This is a genomic window from Sorangium sp. So ce836 (assembly GCF_028553905.1).
In the GTDB taxonomy this organism is placed as follows: Bacteria; Myxococcota_A; Polyangia; order Polyangiales; family Polyangiaceae; genus Sorangium; species Sorangium cellulosum_D.
On the sequence record NZ_CP102233.1, the window covers coordinates 10817420 to 10836987 of the forward strand.

A 19568-nucleotide genomic window follows, 5' to 3' on the forward strand; every position below is an offset into this window, starting at 1 on the left:
CAAGGTTAGTAAAATGTGTTGCCCGTCAGTAATCAAACGAACGTCCGTGAATACACGGGCAGAGCTCAACGACGATCGGTGCAGGATCGGTGGATCGACTCAAGTCCATCTCTCTGGCTGTCGATCCGCGTCGCGGCGACCTCGGAGGGGCTCACGGGCTTGCCGGAGAGGGCGCCCTGCGCCGCGCTCCCGGCGGGAGGCGAGGCAGTCGTGCGCTTCCGGGCGCCTCGGGCGCCCTGGCCCTCAGCGCGAATTATCGTCGAGCAGTGACGTACAGATTACAAGCTACTGGAGCAGCACGAGCGCGCCATTGTCAATCATCTCCGCACCTTGCAGCGAATGGCGGGCGACTCCGACAAGAGGAGCTGATGTGCGCGCCATCCCCTCATCCAGTCATCCAGCCTCGCTGCTCGGGAGCGGGATGCTGAATGGGATGTATCGAGTGCGGCCCCTTCAGCGCCCGGGCCGCCGGAGCGGCGCCCCACAGGCACGCGGCGGCCGCCGCCCGACTCGGCGGGCCTCCCCGCCGGAGGCCAGGACCGCGGAGGACCACCCACCTCGGCAGCCCCAAAACCGCCGTCGGATTCTTGCTCCACACGGCAAATGCCGCGCATCTGTGTCGGCAGCGGGATCGGAGCCAGCCTGGCGTTGCGTCGCATGCCGCGCGTGACTCTGGCGACTCGGATCAACTACAAGGGGCGCCGGAGGCCAACACCATGTCCATCACGTTCTACTACTCCCCGCAGTCCAGCGCTGGTCGCATCCTCGTATCGCTCGCCGAGCTCGGCGTCCCCTACGAGGCGGTCCGGCTCGACCTGCGCGCCGGCGACCAGAGGAAGCCGGAGTTTCTCGCCCTCAACCCGAATGGCAAGGTGCCGACCGTCGTGATCGACGGCACCCCGGTGTTCGAGTCGGTGGCGATCCAGATCGCCCTCGGCGAGCGCTACGGCGTGCAGAAGGGCCTGTGGCCGGCGCCCGGCTCGCCCGAGCAGCTCACGGCCCTGAGCTGGCTCGTGTGGGGCCAGGTCAGCCTCACCGGCGCCCTGTTCCGCTACATGGCGAACACGAGCGACTACTTCCCCAAGGAGATGCACCACGAGAAGCAAGCCGAGCACGCCTTGGCCGAGCTGCGCGGCCTGCTCGGCATCCTCGACGAGCGCCTCGCCGGCCACCCCTACGTCCTCGGCGAGCGCTGTACCCTGGTGGATATCGACCTCGCGTCCATGCTCGGCTGGGGCCTGATGGCGGCCAAGATCGACACCTCCGAGCAGAAGAACCTGAAGGGCTGGCTCGACCGCATCATGGAGCGCCCGGCCATCAAGGCGGCGATGGCCCAGACCTGAGCCCCGGGCGCCTCGCTCGCCGGGCGGGCGAGGCGCCCCCTCCCCGACGCCTGCGCGGCTTCGACGCCGGCGCGGCCGGGGCCGGCGGTCTTCCACAGGATCCGGCGCGTCGTCCGACGCGCCGCCGGGCCTCGCGCCCCGCGCGCCTTGCGCGCGCCCGACCCATGCTAGAACTCGGCCGCAATGACGGTCCTCCAGGTCGCCGACCTCAGCTTCGGTTACGGCGCCGACAAGCTCTTCCAGGGCATCACCTTTTCCCTGGAGCAAGGCCAGCGCGCCGCGCTCGTCGCCCCGAACGGCGCCGGCAAATCGACGCTCCTCCGCCTCGTCGCCCGCGAGCTCACCCCCGACACGGGATCGGTCGTGATCCGCAAGGGGATCCGGGTCGCTTACTTCCGGCAGTCGCACGAGCTCCACGCCGAGGGCACGGTGCTCGACGCCTTCCTCTCCGGGTTCTCCGAGGTCCTCGAGCTGCGCCACGCCCTCACCGCGGCGCAGCACGCCGCGGCCAGCGGCAGCGAGGCCGACCTCGCCCGGCTCAGCGACCTCACGGATCGCTACCACATCGCCGGCGGCGACGACCTCGAGCGCCGCGTCGAGATCATCGCGGCCCACCTCGGGTTCACGCCGGCCGACATGGATCGCCCCGTCGCGAGCCTGTCCGGCGGCGAGCGCGGGCGCCTGCAGCTCGGCGTCGTGCTCGCCATCGAGCCCGACCTGCTCCTGCTCGACGAGCCCACGAACCACCTCGACATCGAGACGATCACCTGGCTCGAAAAGCACCTCGCGGGCCTCGCCGGCGCGCTGCTCTGCGTCTCGCACGACCGCGCCTTCCTCGACGCCGTCTGCCCGAACACGATGGAGCTCGGGCACCGCAGCTTCCGGGCCTACCCGCTCAAGTACAGCGACTACGCGGTCGCGCGCGAGGAAGACCTCGCCCGGGAGCGCGAGCTCGCCGAGCGCCAGGAGGCGTTCGTCGCCAAGACCGAGGACTTCATCCGGCGCAACATCGCCGGCCAGAAGACGAAGCAGGCGCAGAGCCGGCGCAAGATGCTGGAGAAGCTCGAGACCATCGATCGGCCGGAGGACATCTGGGCGGTCGCCGAGAAGGTCCGGTTCCGGTTCGCGCCCGCGCCGCGCAGCGGGGACATCGTGCTCGACGCGCGCGGGCTCGGCGCGGGCCGCGGCGGGCGCACGCTCTTCTCGGGCGTGGACCTCCTCCTCCGGCGCGGCGATCGCGTCGGCATCGTCGGCCCGAACGGGACCGGCAAGTCGACGCTGCTCAAGCTGCTCGCCGGCGCGGGCGCGCCCGACGACGCGGGCGAGGTGCGGCGCGGGACGAACCTCTGCCAGGGCTACTTCGACCAGCACCTCGGCTCGCTCGACCCGTCGAAGACCGCGGTGGAGGAGATCCGCAGCGTCCGCGCCGACATGAACGTCGACGCGACCCGCCAGTACCTCTCGCGCTTCCGCTTCTACGGCGACGACGCGCTCCGGAAGGTCCAGGGCTTCTCGGGCGGCGAGCGGAGCCGGCTCGCGCTCGCGAAGCTCCTGCTCGAGCCGCGCAACCTGCTCTTCCTCGACGAGCCGACGAACCACCTCGACATCCCCGCCGCCGAGATCCTCGAGGAGGCGCTCACCGGCTTCGAGGGCACGGTGGTGCTCGTCTCGCACGACCGGCGGTTCCTGGAGCAGGTGACGACGCGCATCGTCGCGGTGCGCGAGGGACACGTGGACGTCTACCCCGGCGGCTTCCGCGACTACCGCGACAACCTCGAGAAGCTCGCGGCCGAGGCGGCGGCGCGCGAAGCGGACGAGCGCGACGCCGGGCGCGGGCCGGCCGGGGGCGGCCGGGGGGCGCAGAGGGCCGCGGGCGCGCCGGCACCGCAGAGGGCCGCGGGCGCGCCGGCGCCGCGCGACGAGGCGGCGCGGGGCGCCGCGGCCGACAGGGGCGCGAAGCCGGGCCGCGCGGTGCGCCGGAGCGGCGCCACGATGCCGCCTCCGGACGAGGCGGGCGCGGGGGACGCGGCGGCGCGAAAGCGGGCGTTCGAGACCGACAAGGCGGCGGCGCGGGCCGTGGAGCGCAAGCGCAAGCGGGTGAAGGAGCTCGAGGCGGAGATCGCGGCCGGCGAGGCGAAGCTGGCCGAGATGCGCGAGGAGCTGAAGAAGGACCCCGGCGGCGACTGGGCGAAGCTGGCCGAAAAGGCGCGCGAGGAGCAGGCGCTCGCGAAGCGCGTCGACGCGGCGATGACGGAGTGGATGGCGCTGAGCGAGGAGCTCGGCGCGTCGGCGACCGCGGGGGGCGGGGCGTGACGGGCGGGGGGCGGGGCGCGCGGGGCGCGGGCGGCGCGCGGGCGCGGGCGGCGCGCGGGGCGCGGGCGGCGCGTCGGCGGCGGGCGCCCGGCGCGCGGCGGTCGTGCTCGCGCTCGCCGCGGCGGCGCTCGCGCCGGCGTGCAAGGAGCCGCGCGACGACGGCACCGCCCCGGCGCAGGCCCCCGCCGAGCTGCCGCCGCTCGATCTGCGCGACGACACGGCGAACCTGATGCTCACGTGGATCGACGAGAAGGGCGACACGCACGTCGAGCTCCGCCCGGCCGACGTGCCGGCCGAGGGCCGCGCGATGGTGCGCGCCATGCTCTCGGACCGGACCGAGGGCACGCGCGACGTGTTCTACGTCGCGGATCTGACGCAGAAGCGCCCGGACGGCACGTACGCGGTCCGGACGATGCCGCGGCGGGAGTGGGAGTCGCTGCTGGAGAAGCGGCGCGCCGAGCACCTCGCGAAGACGGCGCCCCCGCCCGCGGCGGCCCCTGGGCCCGGCGGCTCTGCGGGCGCGGGGGCGCCGGCGGCGCCGGGCCAGCTCGCCGGCGTGACGGTGATCATCTACGGCGCCTCGTGGTGCAAGCCGTGCCACCAGGCCGCGGACTACCTGCGCGCGAAGGGTGTCGCTGCCATCGTGAAGGATATCGAGGAAGACCCGGCGGCGGCCGCCGAGATGCAGGACAAGCTCGCGAAGAGCCACCAGCGCGGGGGCAGCATCCCGATCATCGACGTGCGGGGGCAGATCCTCGTGGGGTACAGCCCGCACGCGCTCGACCAGGCGCTCGCGCGGGCGGCGCGCGGGACGACGCTCTGAGGCGGCGGGCGCGCGCGCGGCGCGCCGAGACCCTCGCGCAGATCGTCCCCTTCACCGGGCACGGAGAGTGAAATAATCTGCGATGTGCTTCAGCGTGGGGCACAGCGTCGAATACACCTTGAGCGGCACGTCGATGACAGCCGTTCGCGTCCGCAGCCTGACGCCGATCCCTACGATCGCGTCGAGATCGCGGACACGAACGAGCTCCGTGAGAAGCAGGGGCACGACATCCTGGATCTCGGCATACGCGAGACGCTCGGATCGATCGTCGCCCAGCCGCTCGCACCCCTCCTCGAAGAGGGCGAGCGACATGCGGTGATCGGAGTATTTGTAGAGGACCTGGCCCCACTCCGGATCGGCTTCATCGCCCTCGCTCGACCACCTCCCGATGCCAGCATCGACGCTCGCGCGAAACGCGCGACTCACCTTGACACGGATCCATTCCTCCGCGTTCATCGCAGGCACCTCGAGGTTTCCAGCTCCATCACGAAGGAGAACACGTCGGCCGCCGCGTGCACCGGCAGGGAGGGCGGCACCTCCGCCGGCGGCGGCGGCGCCCCGCTCTCTCTGGTGCTGTCCAGCATCCGGACCGCTTCGCCCTCGAAGAACCTGCCGATCACGAGCCTGCGCTCACCGCTCGCCAGACGCCGCCAGAGCTCATCGACCGGAACGCCGGCGAAGTCGTCGAAGTGCCTCCTGAGCGCCACGACCTCCTTGGCCGGCGGGGGCACCTGGCTCCACCAAAGGACCAGATCCACGAGCTCCCAGCTGCGATGGACGTCGGGCACGACGGGTATGATGCGGACGTGCATCACGACGCCGCACACAGGGCATCGCCACTCCTCGATAGCAGTTTGTCCGGACAAAGAGTCGAACGCGTCGTAGGAGCCACATTTCGGACAGTTCACGAACCACCTCTCCGCCTCGCGCGAGGTCGCAGGCGAACGCCGCCCTCTCCTTGCACCTCGGCAATCCTACGCTGATTAGTCATTACGCTCATCCAACCGTATCCACGATGTTATTTTCTGAACCACGAATGCGCTCGATCGCATTTCTATCGGACTTCGGCGCCGCCCCGCAGTCCTTTATCGTTGGGCTGGGCATACTCCCTGGTCCCAGGATGCCGCCGGGCCATGAATCACGACAGGTCAGAGAGCACGAAGCTGCGCCGTAGCGTATACACCCTCATGGTGCACGGATCTGCAACCACGACCAGCTCGGTGTCCGGTGCCAGTGAAGCGAGTCCAAGCAGGTTCGCCATGGCACCATCATCCTCGACGCCTATTGGAATCCCTGTCCACTGAAGAGTGTCGAGCGCATCACCCATTGCGTCTGAAACGATCGATGGAAGCCCCGTTCCGATCAGCGATTCGATCCGTCGAGCGACCTCATCTAAATCGATCATGTTCATTGCTTTCTCTTCGCCACGCTTGCTGGTGCTCAACTGGCGCATCGGCATCGCTCGACGGCGGCGCTCAACATTAGCGCACCTGGGCGGATCGATGGCGCGCGGGCCCGGCGATAGGCACCCACCAGCCCCGCTGGCTTCTGCGCCTTCAAATGGCGTATGCACTTGGTGCGGATTCTTTACTCGGCGTGTAGCGCTGGTGCGCGCGCCGGGCTGCCATGACCGGCCGGTGCAGCCCTCCGCGCCCTCTGGTGCCTCGCGAAGGAGGGGGAACTCTGGGCGGCCGACGCCACCTGCACTTCCGCCTCATCGAGGACGCCGACGTGCTCGACGCAACGGCGCACGCCCCAGGCGCCGTCGGCGCGCGAAACGAGCCGCGGTAGGGTTCGCTCCGGCAGGGCTCGCCCTGGCACGAATCGCTCAATATTCCTCATATCCGAGAATGGTCTCAGATCGAGGATCGATGCGAAGAGTCAAGCTCTCGGGCTTGCGATGAAACATCACCGTGAGCACTGGCTGCCCCTCAAACGGCTCCAGAGCCTTCAGCCGTCGTTGCAGAATAGCGGTCCATTCCTCTCCCCTGGCGTTCAAGTCAATCTGTTCGCGCAGAAACTCCAAGTAATCGGACGACACACTTCGCAGCTCGAGACCTGGCCTGGCCAACTCTCCCGCCTCGACATCGTCCACAACTGGCAATGAAACAATTGCCTCATAACCAATCTTTGCACATTCCCGTACCCAATCAGGAAGCACGGGCGTCCTCGATACGATCATCTGCACCAGCGCCCACTCGATTTTCCTGTCGCTCATGGCTTGGTTGGCCTTCCTTGTATCCGCCCTTTGAGGAGGACTTCAGACTCGTGTGAGTATTTCCCGCCAACGTTCGGTCGCGGAACAATTCTGTCCTGCACTTGTGCCCGCTCTATTTCAACAATCGTTCCCGATTCTCCAGAAAACTGCCTCGCGACGGTTCTATCCGGAGTCCATGAAGTTACGCCCGCATTAACATCCTCGTTGAGAACGTGCTTCCTCAGTGACTCCTCGTCGAGCGCAGTACCTCTTGGCTTGACGATCCCTTGCCTGGCGAGTTGAGCCTTCGGACCCTTTTGCCCCGGGACTCCTCGGTAGAGGTTTCTTCCGCTCGTTGCGGTCTTCGTCGCGGGCGGCGTCTTCACGGGAGCGTCGGCCGGCGCCGGCACAGTCGGGCGCGAAACTACGACCGGAGGGCTAACGCGTGCGGGCTTAGAAACATCAGGATTCGTGGTAGGCAGAGGGAATTTGGGAGGCGGCGCTGGCGTGTCCGGAGGAGGAAAGTAGGGCGCCGACGGCGCGGGAGGCGGCTTGGCAGCCGAAGGCGCTGGAGCCGGCGGTTTGGCCGGCTCCGGCGCCTTCGGTACGGCCTGGGGAGCGTCGACGCGGCGCTGATACATCGCCAAAGCGGTGGACAGCACTACAGATGAAACTCCCACGAGCGTCGACATATCCCTGTAGTGCTGGGGATCGATCTTCGCATCCGCCTCTGCGAGAGTGCGTGAGTCCTTCGTAAGGTGGCACCACGCGCAGCCGCCGCTCTCGGCGACCTCTGCCAGCCCAGGCATGCCCATGGCGCGCAAATTCTCGGCTGTCCTCTGCTCACCCCCAGGGCCAAACCGCACCCCGGAGTCATGAGTCAAGACTTCCCATGAGTCATCGAGCCTTGGACGAAGATGAACGGGCGGCGGAGCATGAGCGTTGTTTGGCTCTTCCCCGGTGTCGTCGGAGTAGACGCAAGGGCTATTTCGGCAGTAACGATAAAGATTGGGCCCGTCCACCATCCCCGCCGGATCGGCCGCCGTCCACCTCCCGAGCCACGGCGCATAGTACCTCGCCCCGTGATAGTAGAGCCCCGTCTCCTCGTCCTTCTCTTTGCCCGTGTACCGGTACCGCTTCCGGCTAACCTCCACCCCGCTGCTGGTCGACCAGTACGACGTCGTCCCATACGGGTGATACTCCTCGTACCCGATCACCAGCCCCGCTCCGTCGACCTCCAGCGACACCGACCCGAGGTGGTTGCCGAGCTGGTAGCGCACCCGCGGCGTCACCGTGAACGGCCCCGACGTGTCCACCGTCTTCGTCTCCACCATCGCCACCCGCCGCGCGCCATCCATCACGTGCAGCGTCTGCCGCTCCAGCGAAAGCCCAGACCCGTTGCGCCTCCGGTACACCTCGTAGCCGCCGAGGTAGATGCGCTCCTCCACGAGCCCGCTGTGCTCCCACACCTTGCGCACGCGCTGCCCCGCAGCATCGTAGTCATAATAGACATCGCCGCCGCCGCCGAGATCCGTGCTCCGCACCTGGTCGTTCTCGTCCCAGGTCAGCGCCGTGATGTGCGGCATCGACGTCATGTTGCCGTGCGCGTCATGCGCATAGGTGCTGAACGGCCCGTGCTCCGGGTCTCCGGTCGTGCTCATCAGCCGGTTGTTCGCCGTCTCGTACGCATACCACCGCGTCCAGCTCCCCGTACCCGCCTGGTGCACCATCCGCAGCAGGTTGCCCACTGCGTCATAGACGTACTGCTCCGTATAGTTCCTCAGCGCCTGCGGGTCGTTCGGGTGCGGCAGCGACTGGATCGGAAGGTCGTTCTGGTCGCGCGGCGCGTCCGACAGCCCGCCCGCGTGCTCCCGCCCCGTCGCCTCGATCAGTCGGTAGACCGCGTCGTACTCGTACTGCGCGCTCGGCGACACCACATCGTTGTTGAAAAACACCGTCTGCTGCGCGCTGTCCCCGATCTCCACGATGTTCCCGACCGGGTCGTACACGTACCTCAGGTTCTGCAGCACCGTGCTGTCCGAGCTCCGCGTCGTCTTCAGGCGCGTGAGCCGGTACGTCAGCGGGTCATACGTATAATCCGTGAAGGTGCCGTTGCCGTACTCGATCCGCTCGCGCTGCCCCTTCGCGTCGTAATCGATGTCGTCCACGAACGTCGTCCACGCCACCGCGCCGCGAATCCGCGCCTCCACCCGCTCCAGCAGCCCCGCCTCGTTGTACGTCGGCTTCACCTCGCTCGCGTCCGGCGCCGTCACGCTCGTCGGCCGGTTCAGCGCGTCGTACGCCGTCTGCGTCCCGAAGCTCTCCGTCTCCAGCAACGGCTCGGCCGCCGTCGCGATGGCGGACACATCCGTCAGCGCCGCCAGCGCCGACCAGTCGGCGTCCGCGTGCACGTCGCTGCGCAGCCGCCGCGACGCTTGCAGCACGTTGCCCTTGAAGTCGTACGCCTGGCTCGTCACCACACCCGCGCCATCATACACCTGGTACGGCCGACCGCGCAGGTTCAGCGACGTCGCTTGCGGATGCGCTTCGCCATAGACGTAACGGCGCGCCACCCGCTCGCTGCCCGAGCCCAGCTGCACGTGTTCGTGCGTCGGCCGACGCAGGACATCGTACGACGAGCGGTAGGCGAACCCTCGCCCGTTCCACGCCCGCAGCCGCTGGCCGGTCGCGCCCGCCAGCATCCGCCGCTCCCCGCCGTCGTTGCTGTTCTGAACCAGCAGCGGCCCGCCCAGCCCGAACCGGTGCTGCATCGCCAGGTTGCCACGCGCGTCGGTGATCGCGAGCGGCTGACCCTCGATGTCCAGCATGCTCTGCGTGACGTACTTCCCCGCGCCAGAAGCCGAGCGTGGAAGGGGGCGGCCCTCCGCCTTCGGCTCCGCTGAAGAAGCAGCCCACGTCGGGTCGCAGGAGCCGACGAACGCGGTAGGCCAACCTACGTCGGCCCCCTACCGGAGACCCCCGCGGGCTCGACGGCCACATCGTGCTCGTAGCATGTCCATGCCTAGTCGTTTGAGCCCACCACTTGGCCCGAGGATCCAGGCGATGGGTGTACCCATGAGGGTGGCGACTGGCATGCCCCGAAGGGGCAGGACCGGAGCCAGTTCGCCAGGCCGGGAGCCCCTCGTCGAAGATCGCGGAGCAGCCTGCTCTGGAGAACGAAGACTCTCATAAGCGGCCCCCCGCCGAAATCGAATGCGAGATCGAGGCGGGAGAGCGAAGGGGCGATCCAGGCCAGGTGTACCATCTCACTCGTGAGCGCCTCAGCCCTAGATAAATCAATCGTCTCCAAAGCGAAACCTGATAGATTTACAGAACCACGACGCCGCTGCCTCGAGCGACGTCGAGCTCACTGGCAAGCGTAGTGTCTCTATGACCTCATCGGGGTTGAGATGCCGTCCAAGGTTCAGATGACCAGCGTCATCGAGGACCGTCGAGCGTGTTTTGAGCGCCACAGCAACAGCAAAGCTCAACGAGAGGACAAAGCTCAATTCGGTACGAAGGCGGACCTCAGCAACAAGCCACGTCCCTGCCTCTTCCCGAAAGTCCGGATTCTCAAAATCATATACGTCAACGTCAACAAGCGCATCTTCTCCTGCAGAAATAGAGAACGACTGACTTGAAACACCGCGCTTAACGACCGCTTGAGGACTCAGACCATTCTCCAGTTCGCACAGCTCAACATTGATAGGTACACGTACGTCCCCAAGAAGCCTTGTTAGAACCTTCGACGACTCCTCCGCACACTGACCAATAACGATGGGCTCGTTGATTCTTACCTGAAATTCTACAGACATCACACACCGCCTACGGATTAATCATGACCCATCCCCGACCTCGATCGCGTCGACCAAACCGTACTCGCAGGGCAGGTAAATGTCCTGGAGCGTGTCGTCGAGCCGGCTGCCCGTCCTGAGCTCGTCATCGATCTGGCTGACCGCGGTGGGGCTCACGCTGAGCGTCCAGGTGCCGAGATCCCTCTCGTTTTGGGGCAAATCTACCTTGTCGCTGGCCCCCGTGCTGCAGCCGCCGACGCTGTCCAGCGGGTATGGGTTGAGCGTGCGTGAGTCCTCCAACGCGACGCCTGGCCGCGCCATCGTGACCGCGAGCTCGCCCCCGGCCGAATAATGCTTCTTCCCGTTCCACCGCGCATAGAGCGTGTAGCTCGTCAGCGCAATCTTCTTCGTCACGGGGGCGTACGGGAACATCTCCGGCGTGAGCGGGATGGAGAGCTGCTGGGACACGTCGTTGCTCGACGGCACCATCATGAACCGGGCCCACTCGACCGGCAGCTCGGACCGCAGGCTGAAGAGCCGGCGCCTCACCGGCGGGCCGGCGTGGTAATGCGCCGTCGCCGCGCCCGCGAGGCTGCCTTCCTGGCGCGCCGTGTACCGGATGTGCAGGATCACGTCGCTCATCGCCCCGATGTCGAAGCGGTTGTTCGCCGCAGGGAGCTCGACCTTGTAGGTGCTGAGGACGCCCGCGCCCTCGAACGGGAGATACCGCTCGTCGTGCAGGTTCGGCTCGAACAGGCCCGCGTCGTTGGCCCCTCCGCTCGTCGCGATCACGGTGGTGACCGGCACGAGATCCGTCCGGAAGTTCGTCGGGTCCGTATAGGAGGAGTTGCTCACCTGCGCCTTGCTGCGCACATTCGTGTTGCTCAGCATGAGCGTGCAGCTGACGCCCGCGTACGGGCCGCTCACCGTCGGGATCGTGATGGCGACCGACTTGATGCGCCGGAAGTAGTGGCCCGGGTAGTCGAGATCGAACAGCTCCTCCTTCAACTCCACATCGCAGGTCCCGGTCTCCCGGAACTGCATGAGCTGCTCGGGCGCCACCTCGGCCAGCGAGACGTGCTTGACGAGCTCGGCCTCGCGCGGCGTCTGCTCCAGGAACGCGGTCTCCAGGCGGCGGAGGTCGTGCTGGAGCCGCTCGCCGGCGAGCAGGCCCTGCTTCAGGCTGTCCCAGGCGCCGAGCGGATACCCAGTTGCCCTGCGTGCCACCGCCCGCCGTCACGCCGCAGCGCGCATTTGTCCGTGTCCGCGCCGCCCTGACGCAGTAGTGCTATTTATCTTCATCGGCGAGACGTCGCTGAAGCGCCTCCAGGCCAATGCTTGTAATTTCCCATTTGTCCTGTGGAGATCCGGGGTTCACATGCCGACGAAGCAGCCCGCACCGAGCGAGCTCCTTCAAGGCTACCATGGCATCAGGATCCCGCGGCACATCCATGTCCGACAAATGGGAAACGATAGCGTACCAGCTATACTCTCCCCTCCCTTCATTGACAATCTGAAGCAGTGCTGCTTCCAGAGCGCTCAGTTCGGACACGATTGCCTCCTATTTCTTTTGTTCAACCGTCGGGTGAAATAGAACTCCCTTGCCTTCCTTGAGTCCATAATCCTCCAATGTCGCCGTATGCGCATTGTTCCAAAGATCGTATGCTGCATCGGCATTGGCAGGCTGTCCAGTTCGCTGCCCCAGATTCCGGTAGCGAACGGATTCTCGGAGTTCGTGTGTATAGAATCGCAAATCCGCCCCCGTAGGCTCAATCTTCTTCCCCAAGATGTCCTTCAATCGCTGCACCATCGCAGCTTCTCTTGTTGCATCAGGCCCGAACCGTTCGAGATGAGCCTCGACAGCCGCTATTCCTTTGGATGTTATTTTAACATTTTGATAGCTGAGCTCTCGAACTGGGCCTCCAGCCTTTTCCGGCTCATAGGGGCGCTCGCTATGGGTACCTTTCTCCACTTTCGGACCACTTGCACCCGTGGGACGCTCAGGTATTGGGGATGTCGATTTTTCACCAATCCGCTGTTTTACCGCGCCTGTTCCAGCCCGAACGGCGCTGCCGATGAGCTGTCCTCCGGCGCCGATGGTAAAGCCAGTGGCCGCTGCTTCGGCGTACTCCCCCGCGGAACCACTCTTCCCGGAGGTTACGTCGCTGGACGCCTTGGCGACGACTGCCGTTGCCCCCCCCTCCAAGCCGCCCGCCACCGTACGGGGGATAAGCCCTGGGGCAGGGCCTGCGACCTCGCGAACAATCGCGCCCCCCGCCCCTCTGATTAGCCGCCCGCCTCCAACAATAATTGCGACATTGGCCGCCTGCTCTCCGTAGCCCTGACTCTTCGGCGCTGCCGCTGCCTCATCTACATTGGTTGGTGCACTGGCGGCGCTTCCCCCAGCGAAAGCCTCGACCAACGGTACGAGAACGTGCCTTGCGACAGCGCCAAGGGTAACGTTGTACCATGCTTCGTCATCGGCTCCGGAGGGGTCGACCCAGTTGATTGGGGCGCACTGGCCATACCTGTAAAGACTGGCACCGTCTCCCCACTTAGGGTCCGCGCTCGTCCACCTGCCGAGCCACGGCGCGTAGTACCTCGCCCCGTGGTAGTACAGTCCCGTCTCCTCGTCCTTCTCCTTCCCTGTGTACCGATACCGTTTCTTGCTCACCTCCGCCGCGCTGCTGGCCGACCAGTACGCCGTCGTCCCGTAGGGATGATACTCCTCGTACCCGATCACCAGCCCCGCCCCGTCGACCTCCAGCGACGCCGACCCGAGGTGGTTGTCGAGCTGGTAGCGCACCCGCGGCGTCACCGTGAACGGCCCCGAGGTGTCCACCGTCTTTGTCTCCACCATCGCCACCCGCCGCGCGCCGTCCATCACGTGCAGCGTCTGCCGCTCCAGCTCCAGCCCCGAGCTGTTGCGCCTCCGGTACACCTCGTAGCCGCCGAGGTAGATGCGCTCCTCCACCAGCCCGCTGTGCTCCCACACCTTGCGCACGCGCTGCCCCGCAGCATCGTAGTCATAATAGACATCGCCGCCGCCGCCGAGATCCGTGCTCCGCACCTGGTCGTTCTCGTCCCAGGTCAGCGCCATGATGTGCGGCATCGACGTCATGTTGCCGTGCGCGTCATGCGCATAGGTGCGGAACGGCCCGTGCTCCGGGTCCCCGGTCGTGCTCGTCAGCCGGTTGTTCGCCGTCTCGTACGCATACCACCGCGTCCAGCTCCCCAGCCCGGCCTGGTGCACCCACTGGTGCACCATCCTCAGCAGGTTGCCCACTGCGTCATAGACGTACTGCTCCGTGTAGTTCCTCAGCGCCTGCGCGTCGTTCGGATGCGGCAGCGACTGGATCGGAAGGTCGTTCTGGTCACGCGGCGCGTCCGACAGCCCGCCCGCGTGCTCCCGGCCCGTCGCCTCGATCAGCCGGTAGACCGCGTCGTACACGTACTGCGCGCTCGGTGACACCACATCGTTGTTGAAGAACACCGTCTGCTGCGCGCTGTCCCCGATCTCCACGATGTTCCCGACCGGGTCGTACACGTACCTCAGGTTCTGCAGCACCGCGCTGTCCGAGCTCCGCGTCGTCTTCAGACGCGTGAGCCGGTACGTCAGCGGATCATACGTGTACGCCGTGAAGGTGCCGTTGCCGTACTCGATCCGCTCGCGCTGTCCCTTCGCATCGTAGTCGATGTCGTCCACGAACGTCGTCCACGCCACCGCGCCGCGAATCCGCGCCTGCACCCGCTCCAGCAGCCCCGCCTCGTTGTACGTCGGCTTCACCTCGCTCGCGTCCGGCGCCGTCACGCTCGTCGGCCGGTTCAGCGCGTCGTACGCCGTCTGCGTCCCGAAGCTCTCCGTCTCCAGCAGCGGCTCGGCCGCCGTCGCGATGGCGGACACATCCGTCAGCCCCGCTAGCACCGACCAGTCGGCGTCCGCGTGCACATCGCTGCGCAGCCGCCGCGAGGCCTCGAGCACGTTGCCCTTGAAGTCGTACGCCTGGCTCGTCACCACACCCGCGCCATCATACACCTGGTACGGCCGACCGCGCAGGTTCAGCGACGTCGCCTGCGGATGCGCTTCGCCATAGACGTAACGGCGCGCCGCCCGCTCGCTGCCCGAGCCCAGCTGCACGTGCTCGTGCGTCGGCCGGCGCAGGCCATCGTACGATGAGCGGTAGGCGAACCCTCGCCCGTTCCACGCCCGCAGCCGCTGTCCGGTCGCGCCCGCCAGCATCCGCCGCTCCCCGCCGTCGTTGCTGTTCTGATACAGCAGCTGCCCGCCCAGCCCGAACCGATGCTGCATCGCCACATTGCCGCGCGCGTCGGTGATCGCGAGCGGCTGACCCTCGATATCCAGCGTGCTCTGCGTGACGTACTGCCCTTCAGCCCCATTGTCCGCCACGACGCGGAACACCCGCCCCAGCGCGTCCAGGAGGCTCACCGCCGGCGTCCCGGCGTGCGCCGCCGCGAGGTTCGCCGCCCGCCGCTCCGGGTCGCCCGCAGCCAGCGCCTGGCGCGCCGCGTACCACGCGCTCTCCAGCACCGTGTCGTTCGGATCGTGCGACGTCTGCTTCCACGCGTCGAACACCACCCGTGAGAACGTCCCGTTCGGCAAGTCGGTCCGGATGAGCCGGCCGAGCGGATCGTACCGCAGGATCGGCGTGACCCCCCACTCCACGAGCTCCACTTCGTCCTCGTACTCGTACGTCGCGCTGAAGAACGGCTCGTACTGCTTGACCGGATTGCCCTTGTTGTCCAGCACCGTGCGCCCGGTGCCGACCCAGCGCGACGTCGCGTGCGAAAAGACCAGGTCGCCCTGCGCGTCGTGCACCAGCGCGCCGGTCCCGTCGCGCTCGGGCGCCAGCCCCGGCTCCGCATTCACCTTGCGCAGCACCTCGTTGCCGGAGCCGTCGGAGTACGTATACGTGTCCAGCCAGCGCGTATTGCCAGCACCGTGCTGCTCGCGGACGCGCGTGTGCACCACGTTCGGCTTGCCGGTGCTCTGGAATCGCTCAATGTCGTAGGTGAACGTGACCGTCGGATCCTCGGGCGTGTCGCCCTCGCCGGCCCCCGGCTTGCCCATGACCGCCAAGAGCGTGACCCTGCCCAGCGCGTCGAAGCGCACCTCGCTCACGTTGCCGTTCGCGTCCGTGAGCTTCCTCGGGGCGAGGACGCGGTAATCGGGGACGGCGTCCACGACGTTGCTCAGCGGGTCCGTCACCTGGGTCACGAGCAGCCGATACGGGTCGTCGTAGACGACCTGCGACGTGTTGCCGAATGGATCGACGAACGCCGTCGGCTGGTAGAAGTGGGCCGCCGAGGGCACCGCCCGCCCCGAGGACACCCAGTAGTCCGGATCGCCCGAGAGCTGCAGATAGCCGCCCTCCGCGAGCACGCCGCTCGTGACGCTGGCTCCGAACACGGATGTAATCAGCGAGGGCGTGAGGATCTTGGCGTAGCTCTCATACGGCAGCGCCCTGCTTCCGATCTCGCCGAACGGCAGCGGATCCATGAGATCGTCGCTCCAGTACCTCGTGCGCGTGTGCTGCAACAGGCGCTTCTCGAAGCCCCCGCTCGGCGTCCCGTCGTAAGCGAGGTCCGCCGCGCCATCTGCCGCGTCGAGGACGTCCTGGAACGCGAGCACCCCCTCCTCGCCGAGCGGCAGGCCGTGCAGCTCGTAGGTCCGGCTCCCGGTCGGGACCCCGATCCGATAAGCACCCTCCTCATCGGGGACCAGGTGCACCACGTCGTGCTCCGTCAGCGCCGCCTTCCCCTGCTCCTGCTCGGGGAACTCCGCCCACGCCGCCCGCCGGCGATACCCGATCTGCGCCGTCCGCTTGACCGCGCCGTGGTTGTCGACCTCCAGCGTGAGCGCGTGCGCGACGCGCGGATCGCTCTCGTTGCGCTCGTAATGGTACTCCAGCGCCTCGCGTGGATGGGCGAAGAACACGGCATGCGCACGGCCCACCAGGGGCTGGAGCCGCCGGATCCCGTAGCTGCTCTCCGTGACGACGTACGGACGCGGCTCGTCCGCCGAGCCGTCGAGCGCATAGACCTCCTGGCGGAGGGGCCGCCCCTTGAGCGCCCGGCACGCCTCGCGCATCTCCACGGCGCTGAGCCCCTCGGGAAGCACCGTATCCTCCAGGCGAACCGCCCCTGCGTCGCCGGCGTAATACTCGCTCTCATACTGCGCCGAGATCTTCGACCCCTCGATCCAGGCGCCGGTATGGAACCACGTTTTCGTCAGCACCGGCGGCAGGTGCAGCTCGGGATCGGCGTTCGCCGCGGGCGGCGCGAAGCCCGTCCCGCTGAACGCCGAGAACGACTCCGTGTCCCGCTGCTCCACCATGCCGAAGCCGCGCATCTCCCGCTCCACCCCGTCGTAGTCGCCGTGGTGGTAAGCATACGTCGTCACGAAGCGATGCCGCGAGACCGCGTCGAACACCTCGACGCGCTCGATGACGTGCACCACGAACGGCAGCCGCGTCACCCACGGCCGGCCTGCCGCCCGGTCGGCGAGGTAGAACTTCGTCGACGGCGCATACGTCACCGTCGTGGTTCTGCCGAGGTTGTTGGCGACCGACGTCAACAGATGCGGCTTCTTGCTCCCGAGCAGATCGATGTAGCGCACCGCTGGGCGCGCTCCGGGCAGCGACGAGGCCCACACGAGGCACCCGGTCCCGGAGCCGAGCAGATCGATCACGTCGACCGCCGCGAGCTCGCTCACGTCCGGCAGCCGCGGCAGGATCACCGGCGCGGCCAGCGTGTTACCGGCGTTGTTCGCATAGAAGCGCACGCCGTCCGGGTGCAGGTAAACGATGTCGGTCGTCCCCGAGCCGTCCACGTCCGCGAGCCGGATGCGCTTCGGGTCGAAGCGGCCCTCATGGTCGAACCGCATGCTGCCGCCCATCTGCACCTTGGCCCCGAAGCGGCAATGACCGAGGTTGGGCCAGTAACACACGTTGCCGTTCCGGATCCGCACGAGGTCGACCAGCCCGTCGCCGCTCATGTCGGCCAGGAAGATGCTCTGCGCTGCGTCGGCGAAGACGAGCGATGGCCCGCGCTCCTCGTCGCTCGGCCGCGCGATCGTGATCGGCCGGTCGAAGCCGCCCTTGGCGAGCGACGGATACCATGTGAACGTGTCAGGCCCCGTGATCAGGATGTCCTCGTGCCCGTCGCCGTTCAGATCGATGAGACGGACGTTCGGATCGCTCCAGTCGACGTTCGGCTGCGACGCGAACGGGCGAAATGGCGCCCAGCCAGCGTCCGTGCGGTCGAAGTAGCCCGCCACCGGCCGCTCGAACACCACCATCTCCTTGCGCCCGTCCCCGTCGACGTCGAGCAGCTGCCCGCCGTTCAGGACCGCCGGCCGCGACGGCAGCGGCCGCGCCGGGGACAGGACGCCCCCGCCGAGGTTCTGCTTGTAATACAGCGCCTCGCCCTCCTCGATCAGCACGCCGGGCAGCGCCTCTCCGTCGAGATCGACCCACCGCCGCCCAGCCCCCATCGTGCCGCTGGGCAGGCCGCGCAGACTCTCGGGGTCGAGCGACTTCACCTCGCGGTGAATCACCGGCTCGCTGTACGCCAGCGCGATCGGCGGGAGCGCCTCGCGGCTGTACGCCTGGGTCTGCGGATCGCGGACATAGCCGGCCTGCGTCGCGGTGGCGAGCCGCGTCAGGGTAGCGTTCTCCGCGTACGTGAGGTCGAGCGACCGGACGAGGCACGGGGTCTCGCCGAGCTCGGACATCCGGTGAAACATGAGCACGCGACGGCAGAGCCGGTACGTGCGGATCTCGAAGCCGGCGCGGTACACCGAGAACGGGTCCTGGCGGACCGGCCACGAAGCGCTCTCCTCGGGCGTGGGCGCCTCGGCGTCGTGCTCGCCATAATCGAAGACGACCTCGAACAGGCTGCTCTCCGCGTCGCCCGGCACGGTGTTCCCGTAGCGGACGCGCTTGAGATAGCGGTTCGCGACCGCCGCGCGGCCCGCGTGGCGGTGGCCCTCCGCCGCCTCGTCGCGCGCAACGCCGGTCAGGTCCTCCGCCTTGTACGCGTAGGCAACGACATTGCCCTTGTCGTCCCGGGTCTCCTCCAGCAGCCACGAGAAGATGCGCTCCGGCCTGGCCGGGTCGGCGATCCTCGCCTCCGGGCTCCGCCCGTAGACGCTCGTGACGTTGTCCGGCGTCGTCGCCGTCCAGTACACGTTCCCGCTCGCCTTCACCTCGCGGCGCTCGATCCGCGCGAACGCGCCCTCGACGCGGGGACGGTAGCGGATCACCCGCTCGTCCTCCGTCTCGTACCGGTCGAGCTCGGCGCCGTCGAGCGACCGCGCGGGCACGAGATCCTCCGCGCCGGACAGGACGAACACGTCGCTCTCATGAGCGTCGTCGTAACGCGGAAGGCCCTTGTCGGTCTTCCGCGCGATGCGCGGGATCGACAGCTGCCAACCGGCGCCGAACGGGCCGTTGCCAGCCCCGGAGTCGTACGTCACCGCCATCGCTGGCCCGAACCCGGCGCGGCCGGGGCTCAGCGGCAGCGGGATCGAGAACGACCCCGTGCCCGTCACCGGGTTCGCGGAGAATTTCTCATCCACCCCGCGGATCGCGCCGCCGCCCTTCGGCAGCGCGGGCGCGGGCAGCTCCGGCGCCTTGGGGGCGCCGGGGAGGCCCTTCGGAGCCTCGGTGTCTTTACCGGACCCCGCCCGGGCGGCGGACGCGGGATCTCGGCTCTTGCCGCGCGCTCCGGCGTCCGGCGCGGCCGGTGATGCTGCCTGCGCAGCGGTGGTTTCCTTCTTGGGCTCACGAGCGTTCATCCGTCTCCCTCTTCCCATGGCAAGGGGCGGCCCACGCGCCCGGAGCGCCTCGCTCCGGCACCACGGCGTCGGCCGCCGAATCCGTGAGCGGGGCCGGGCCAGCGCCGCTCACGGACGGTTCGAATTCTCCACGGCCCTGTCCTCGTCGCCCGGTCCCCCCCGGGACGAGGGCGCGATCCCTCGGCGCGCAGCGCTACTTGTAGAACACGTTCACGATCACCACGCCGAGGATCTCGTGGGTGGCGAGGAGTTTGCCCGCGCCCTGAGGAAGATTGACGTC

Annotated in this window: 12 protein-coding genes; 3 read left to right on the forward strand and 9 right to left on the reverse strand. The window is 67.7% G+C overall.

The window, feature by feature from the left end; all coding sequences use genetic code 11:
- The first annotated feature begins 716 nt into the window (after positions 1-716).
- From NQZ70_RS39420 to NQZ70_RS39430, 3 genes are all read left to right on the forward strand, one after another.
- Positions 717-1343 carry a glutathione S-transferase family protein gene (locus tag NQZ70_RS39420; protein ID WP_129578824.1) on the forward strand — a complete coding sequence of 209 codons (627 nt, stop codon included), beginning with the start codon at positions 717-719 and terminating at the stop codon, positions 1341-1343.
- A gap of 183 nt (positions 1344-1526) precedes the next feature.
- The gene (locus NQZ70_RS39425; RefSeq protein WP_129578825.1) at positions 1527-3656 is read left to right on the forward strand and encodes an ABC-F family ATP-binding cassette domain-containing protein; all 2130 of its coding nucleotides are present in this window, start codon (positions 1527-1529) and stop codon (positions 3654-3656) included.
- Between the two features lie 103 nt (positions 3657-3759).
- A complete protein-coding gene (locus NQZ70_RS39430; protein ID WP_272826485.1) occupies positions 3760-4479 on the forward strand; it encodes a glutaredoxin domain-containing protein in 720 nt (239 codons plus the stop codon).
- A 51-nt stretch (positions 4480-4530) separates the two neighbouring features.
- On the opposite strand, the gene NQZ70_RS39435 is transcribed toward NQZ70_RS39430, so the two are convergent.
- The 9 genes from NQZ70_RS39435 to NQZ70_RS39475 form a co-directional block, all read right to left on the reverse strand.
- Positions 4531-4935 (reverse strand): hypothetical protein, encoded by a 405-nt coding sequence (locus tag NQZ70_RS39435; RefSeq protein ID WP_129578826.1) that lies wholly within the window; start codon positions 4933-4935, stop codon positions 4531-4533.
- Complete coding sequence (locus tag NQZ70_RS39440) at positions 4932-5291, reverse strand: hypothetical protein (protein ID WP_207217600.1); 360 nt, start codon at positions 5289-5291, stop codon at positions 4932-4934. The genes NQZ70_RS39435 and NQZ70_RS39440 overlap by 4 nt, the downstream gene beginning before the upstream one ends.
- Before the next feature lie 326 nt (positions 5292-5617).
- Complete coding sequence (locus NQZ70_RS39445; RefSeq protein WP_129578828.1) at positions 5618-5932, reverse strand: hypothetical protein; 315 nt, start codon at positions 5930-5932, stop codon at positions 5618-5620.
- Between the two features lie 375 nt (positions 5933-6307).
- On the reverse strand, positions 6308-6697 hold the full coding sequence (locus tag NQZ70_RS39450; protein WP_129578829.1) for a hypothetical protein: 390 nt from the start codon (positions 6695-6697) through the stop codon (positions 6308-6310).
- Positions 6694-9504 (reverse strand): RHS repeat domain-containing protein, encoded by a 2811-nt coding sequence (locus NQZ70_RS39455; protein WP_237244458.1) that lies wholly within the window; start codon positions 9502-9504, stop codon positions 6694-6696. The genes NQZ70_RS39450 and NQZ70_RS39455 overlap by 4 nt, the downstream gene beginning before the upstream one ends.
- 468 nt (positions 9505-9972) lie before the next feature.
- Complete coding sequence (locus NQZ70_RS39460) at positions 9973-10491, reverse strand: hypothetical protein (RefSeq protein WP_129578830.1); 519 nt, start codon at positions 10489-10491, stop codon at positions 9973-9975.
- A gap of 21 nt (positions 10492-10512) precedes the next feature.
- The gene (locus NQZ70_RS39465; RefSeq protein ID WP_129578831.1) at positions 10513-11697 is read right to left on the reverse strand and encodes a hypothetical protein; all 1185 of its coding nucleotides are present in this window, start codon (positions 11695-11697) and stop codon (positions 10513-10515) included.
- A 61-nt stretch (positions 11698-11758) separates the two neighbouring features.
- Positions 11759-12022: a hypothetical protein gene (locus NQZ70_RS39470; RefSeq protein ID WP_207217601.1), complete on the reverse strand. Its 264-nt coding sequence runs from the start codon at positions 12020-12022 to the stop codon at positions 11759-11761.
- Between the two features lie 9 nt (positions 12023-12031).
- Positions 12032-19288: a SpvB/TcaC N-terminal domain-containing protein gene (locus tag NQZ70_RS39475; protein WP_129578833.1), complete on the reverse strand. Its 7257-nt coding sequence runs from the start codon at positions 19286-19288 to the stop codon at positions 12032-12034.
- Positions 19289-19568 lie beyond the last annotated feature (280 nt).

What these genes read in the sequence shown, in the direction of transcription:
- NQZ70_RS39420 (WP_129578824.1), top strand. Translation starts at nt 717, where the DNA reads ATGTCCATCACGTTCTACTACTCCCCGCAGTCCAGCGCTGGTCGCATC.
- NQZ70_RS39425 (WP_129578825.1), top strand. Translation starts at nt 1,527, where the DNA reads ATGACGGTCCTCCAGGTCGCCGACCTCAGCTTCGGTTACGGCGCCGAC.
- NQZ70_RS39435 (WP_129578826.1), bottom strand. Translation starts at nt 4,935, where the DNA reads ATGAACGCGGAGGAATGGATCCGTGTCAAGGTGAGTCGCGCGTTTCGC.
- NQZ70_RS39440 (WP_207217600.1), bottom strand. Translation starts at nt 5,291, where the DNA reads ATGCACGTCCGCATCATACCCGTCGTGCCCGACGTCCATCGCAGCTGG.
- NQZ70_RS39445 (WP_129578828.1), bottom strand. Translation starts at nt 5,932, where the DNA reads ATGCGCCAGTTGAGCACCAGCAAGCGTGGCGAAGAGAAAGCAATGAAC.
- NQZ70_RS39450 (WP_129578829.1), bottom strand. Translation starts at nt 6,697, where the DNA reads ATGAGCGACAGGAAAATCGAGTGGGCGCTGGTGCAGATGATCGTATCG.
- NQZ70_RS39455 (WP_237244458.1), bottom strand. Translation starts at nt 9,504, where the DNA reads ATGCTGGACATCGAGGGTCAGCCGCTCGCGATCACCGACGCGCGTGGC.
- NQZ70_RS39460 (WP_129578830.1), bottom strand. Translation starts at nt 10,491, where the DNA reads ATGTCTGTAGAATTTCAGGTAAGAATCAACGAGCCCATCGTTATTGGT.
- NQZ70_RS39475 (WP_129578833.1), bottom strand. Translation starts at nt 19,288, where the DNA reads ATGAACGCTCGTGAGCCCAAGAAGGAAACCACCGCTGCGCAGGCAGCA.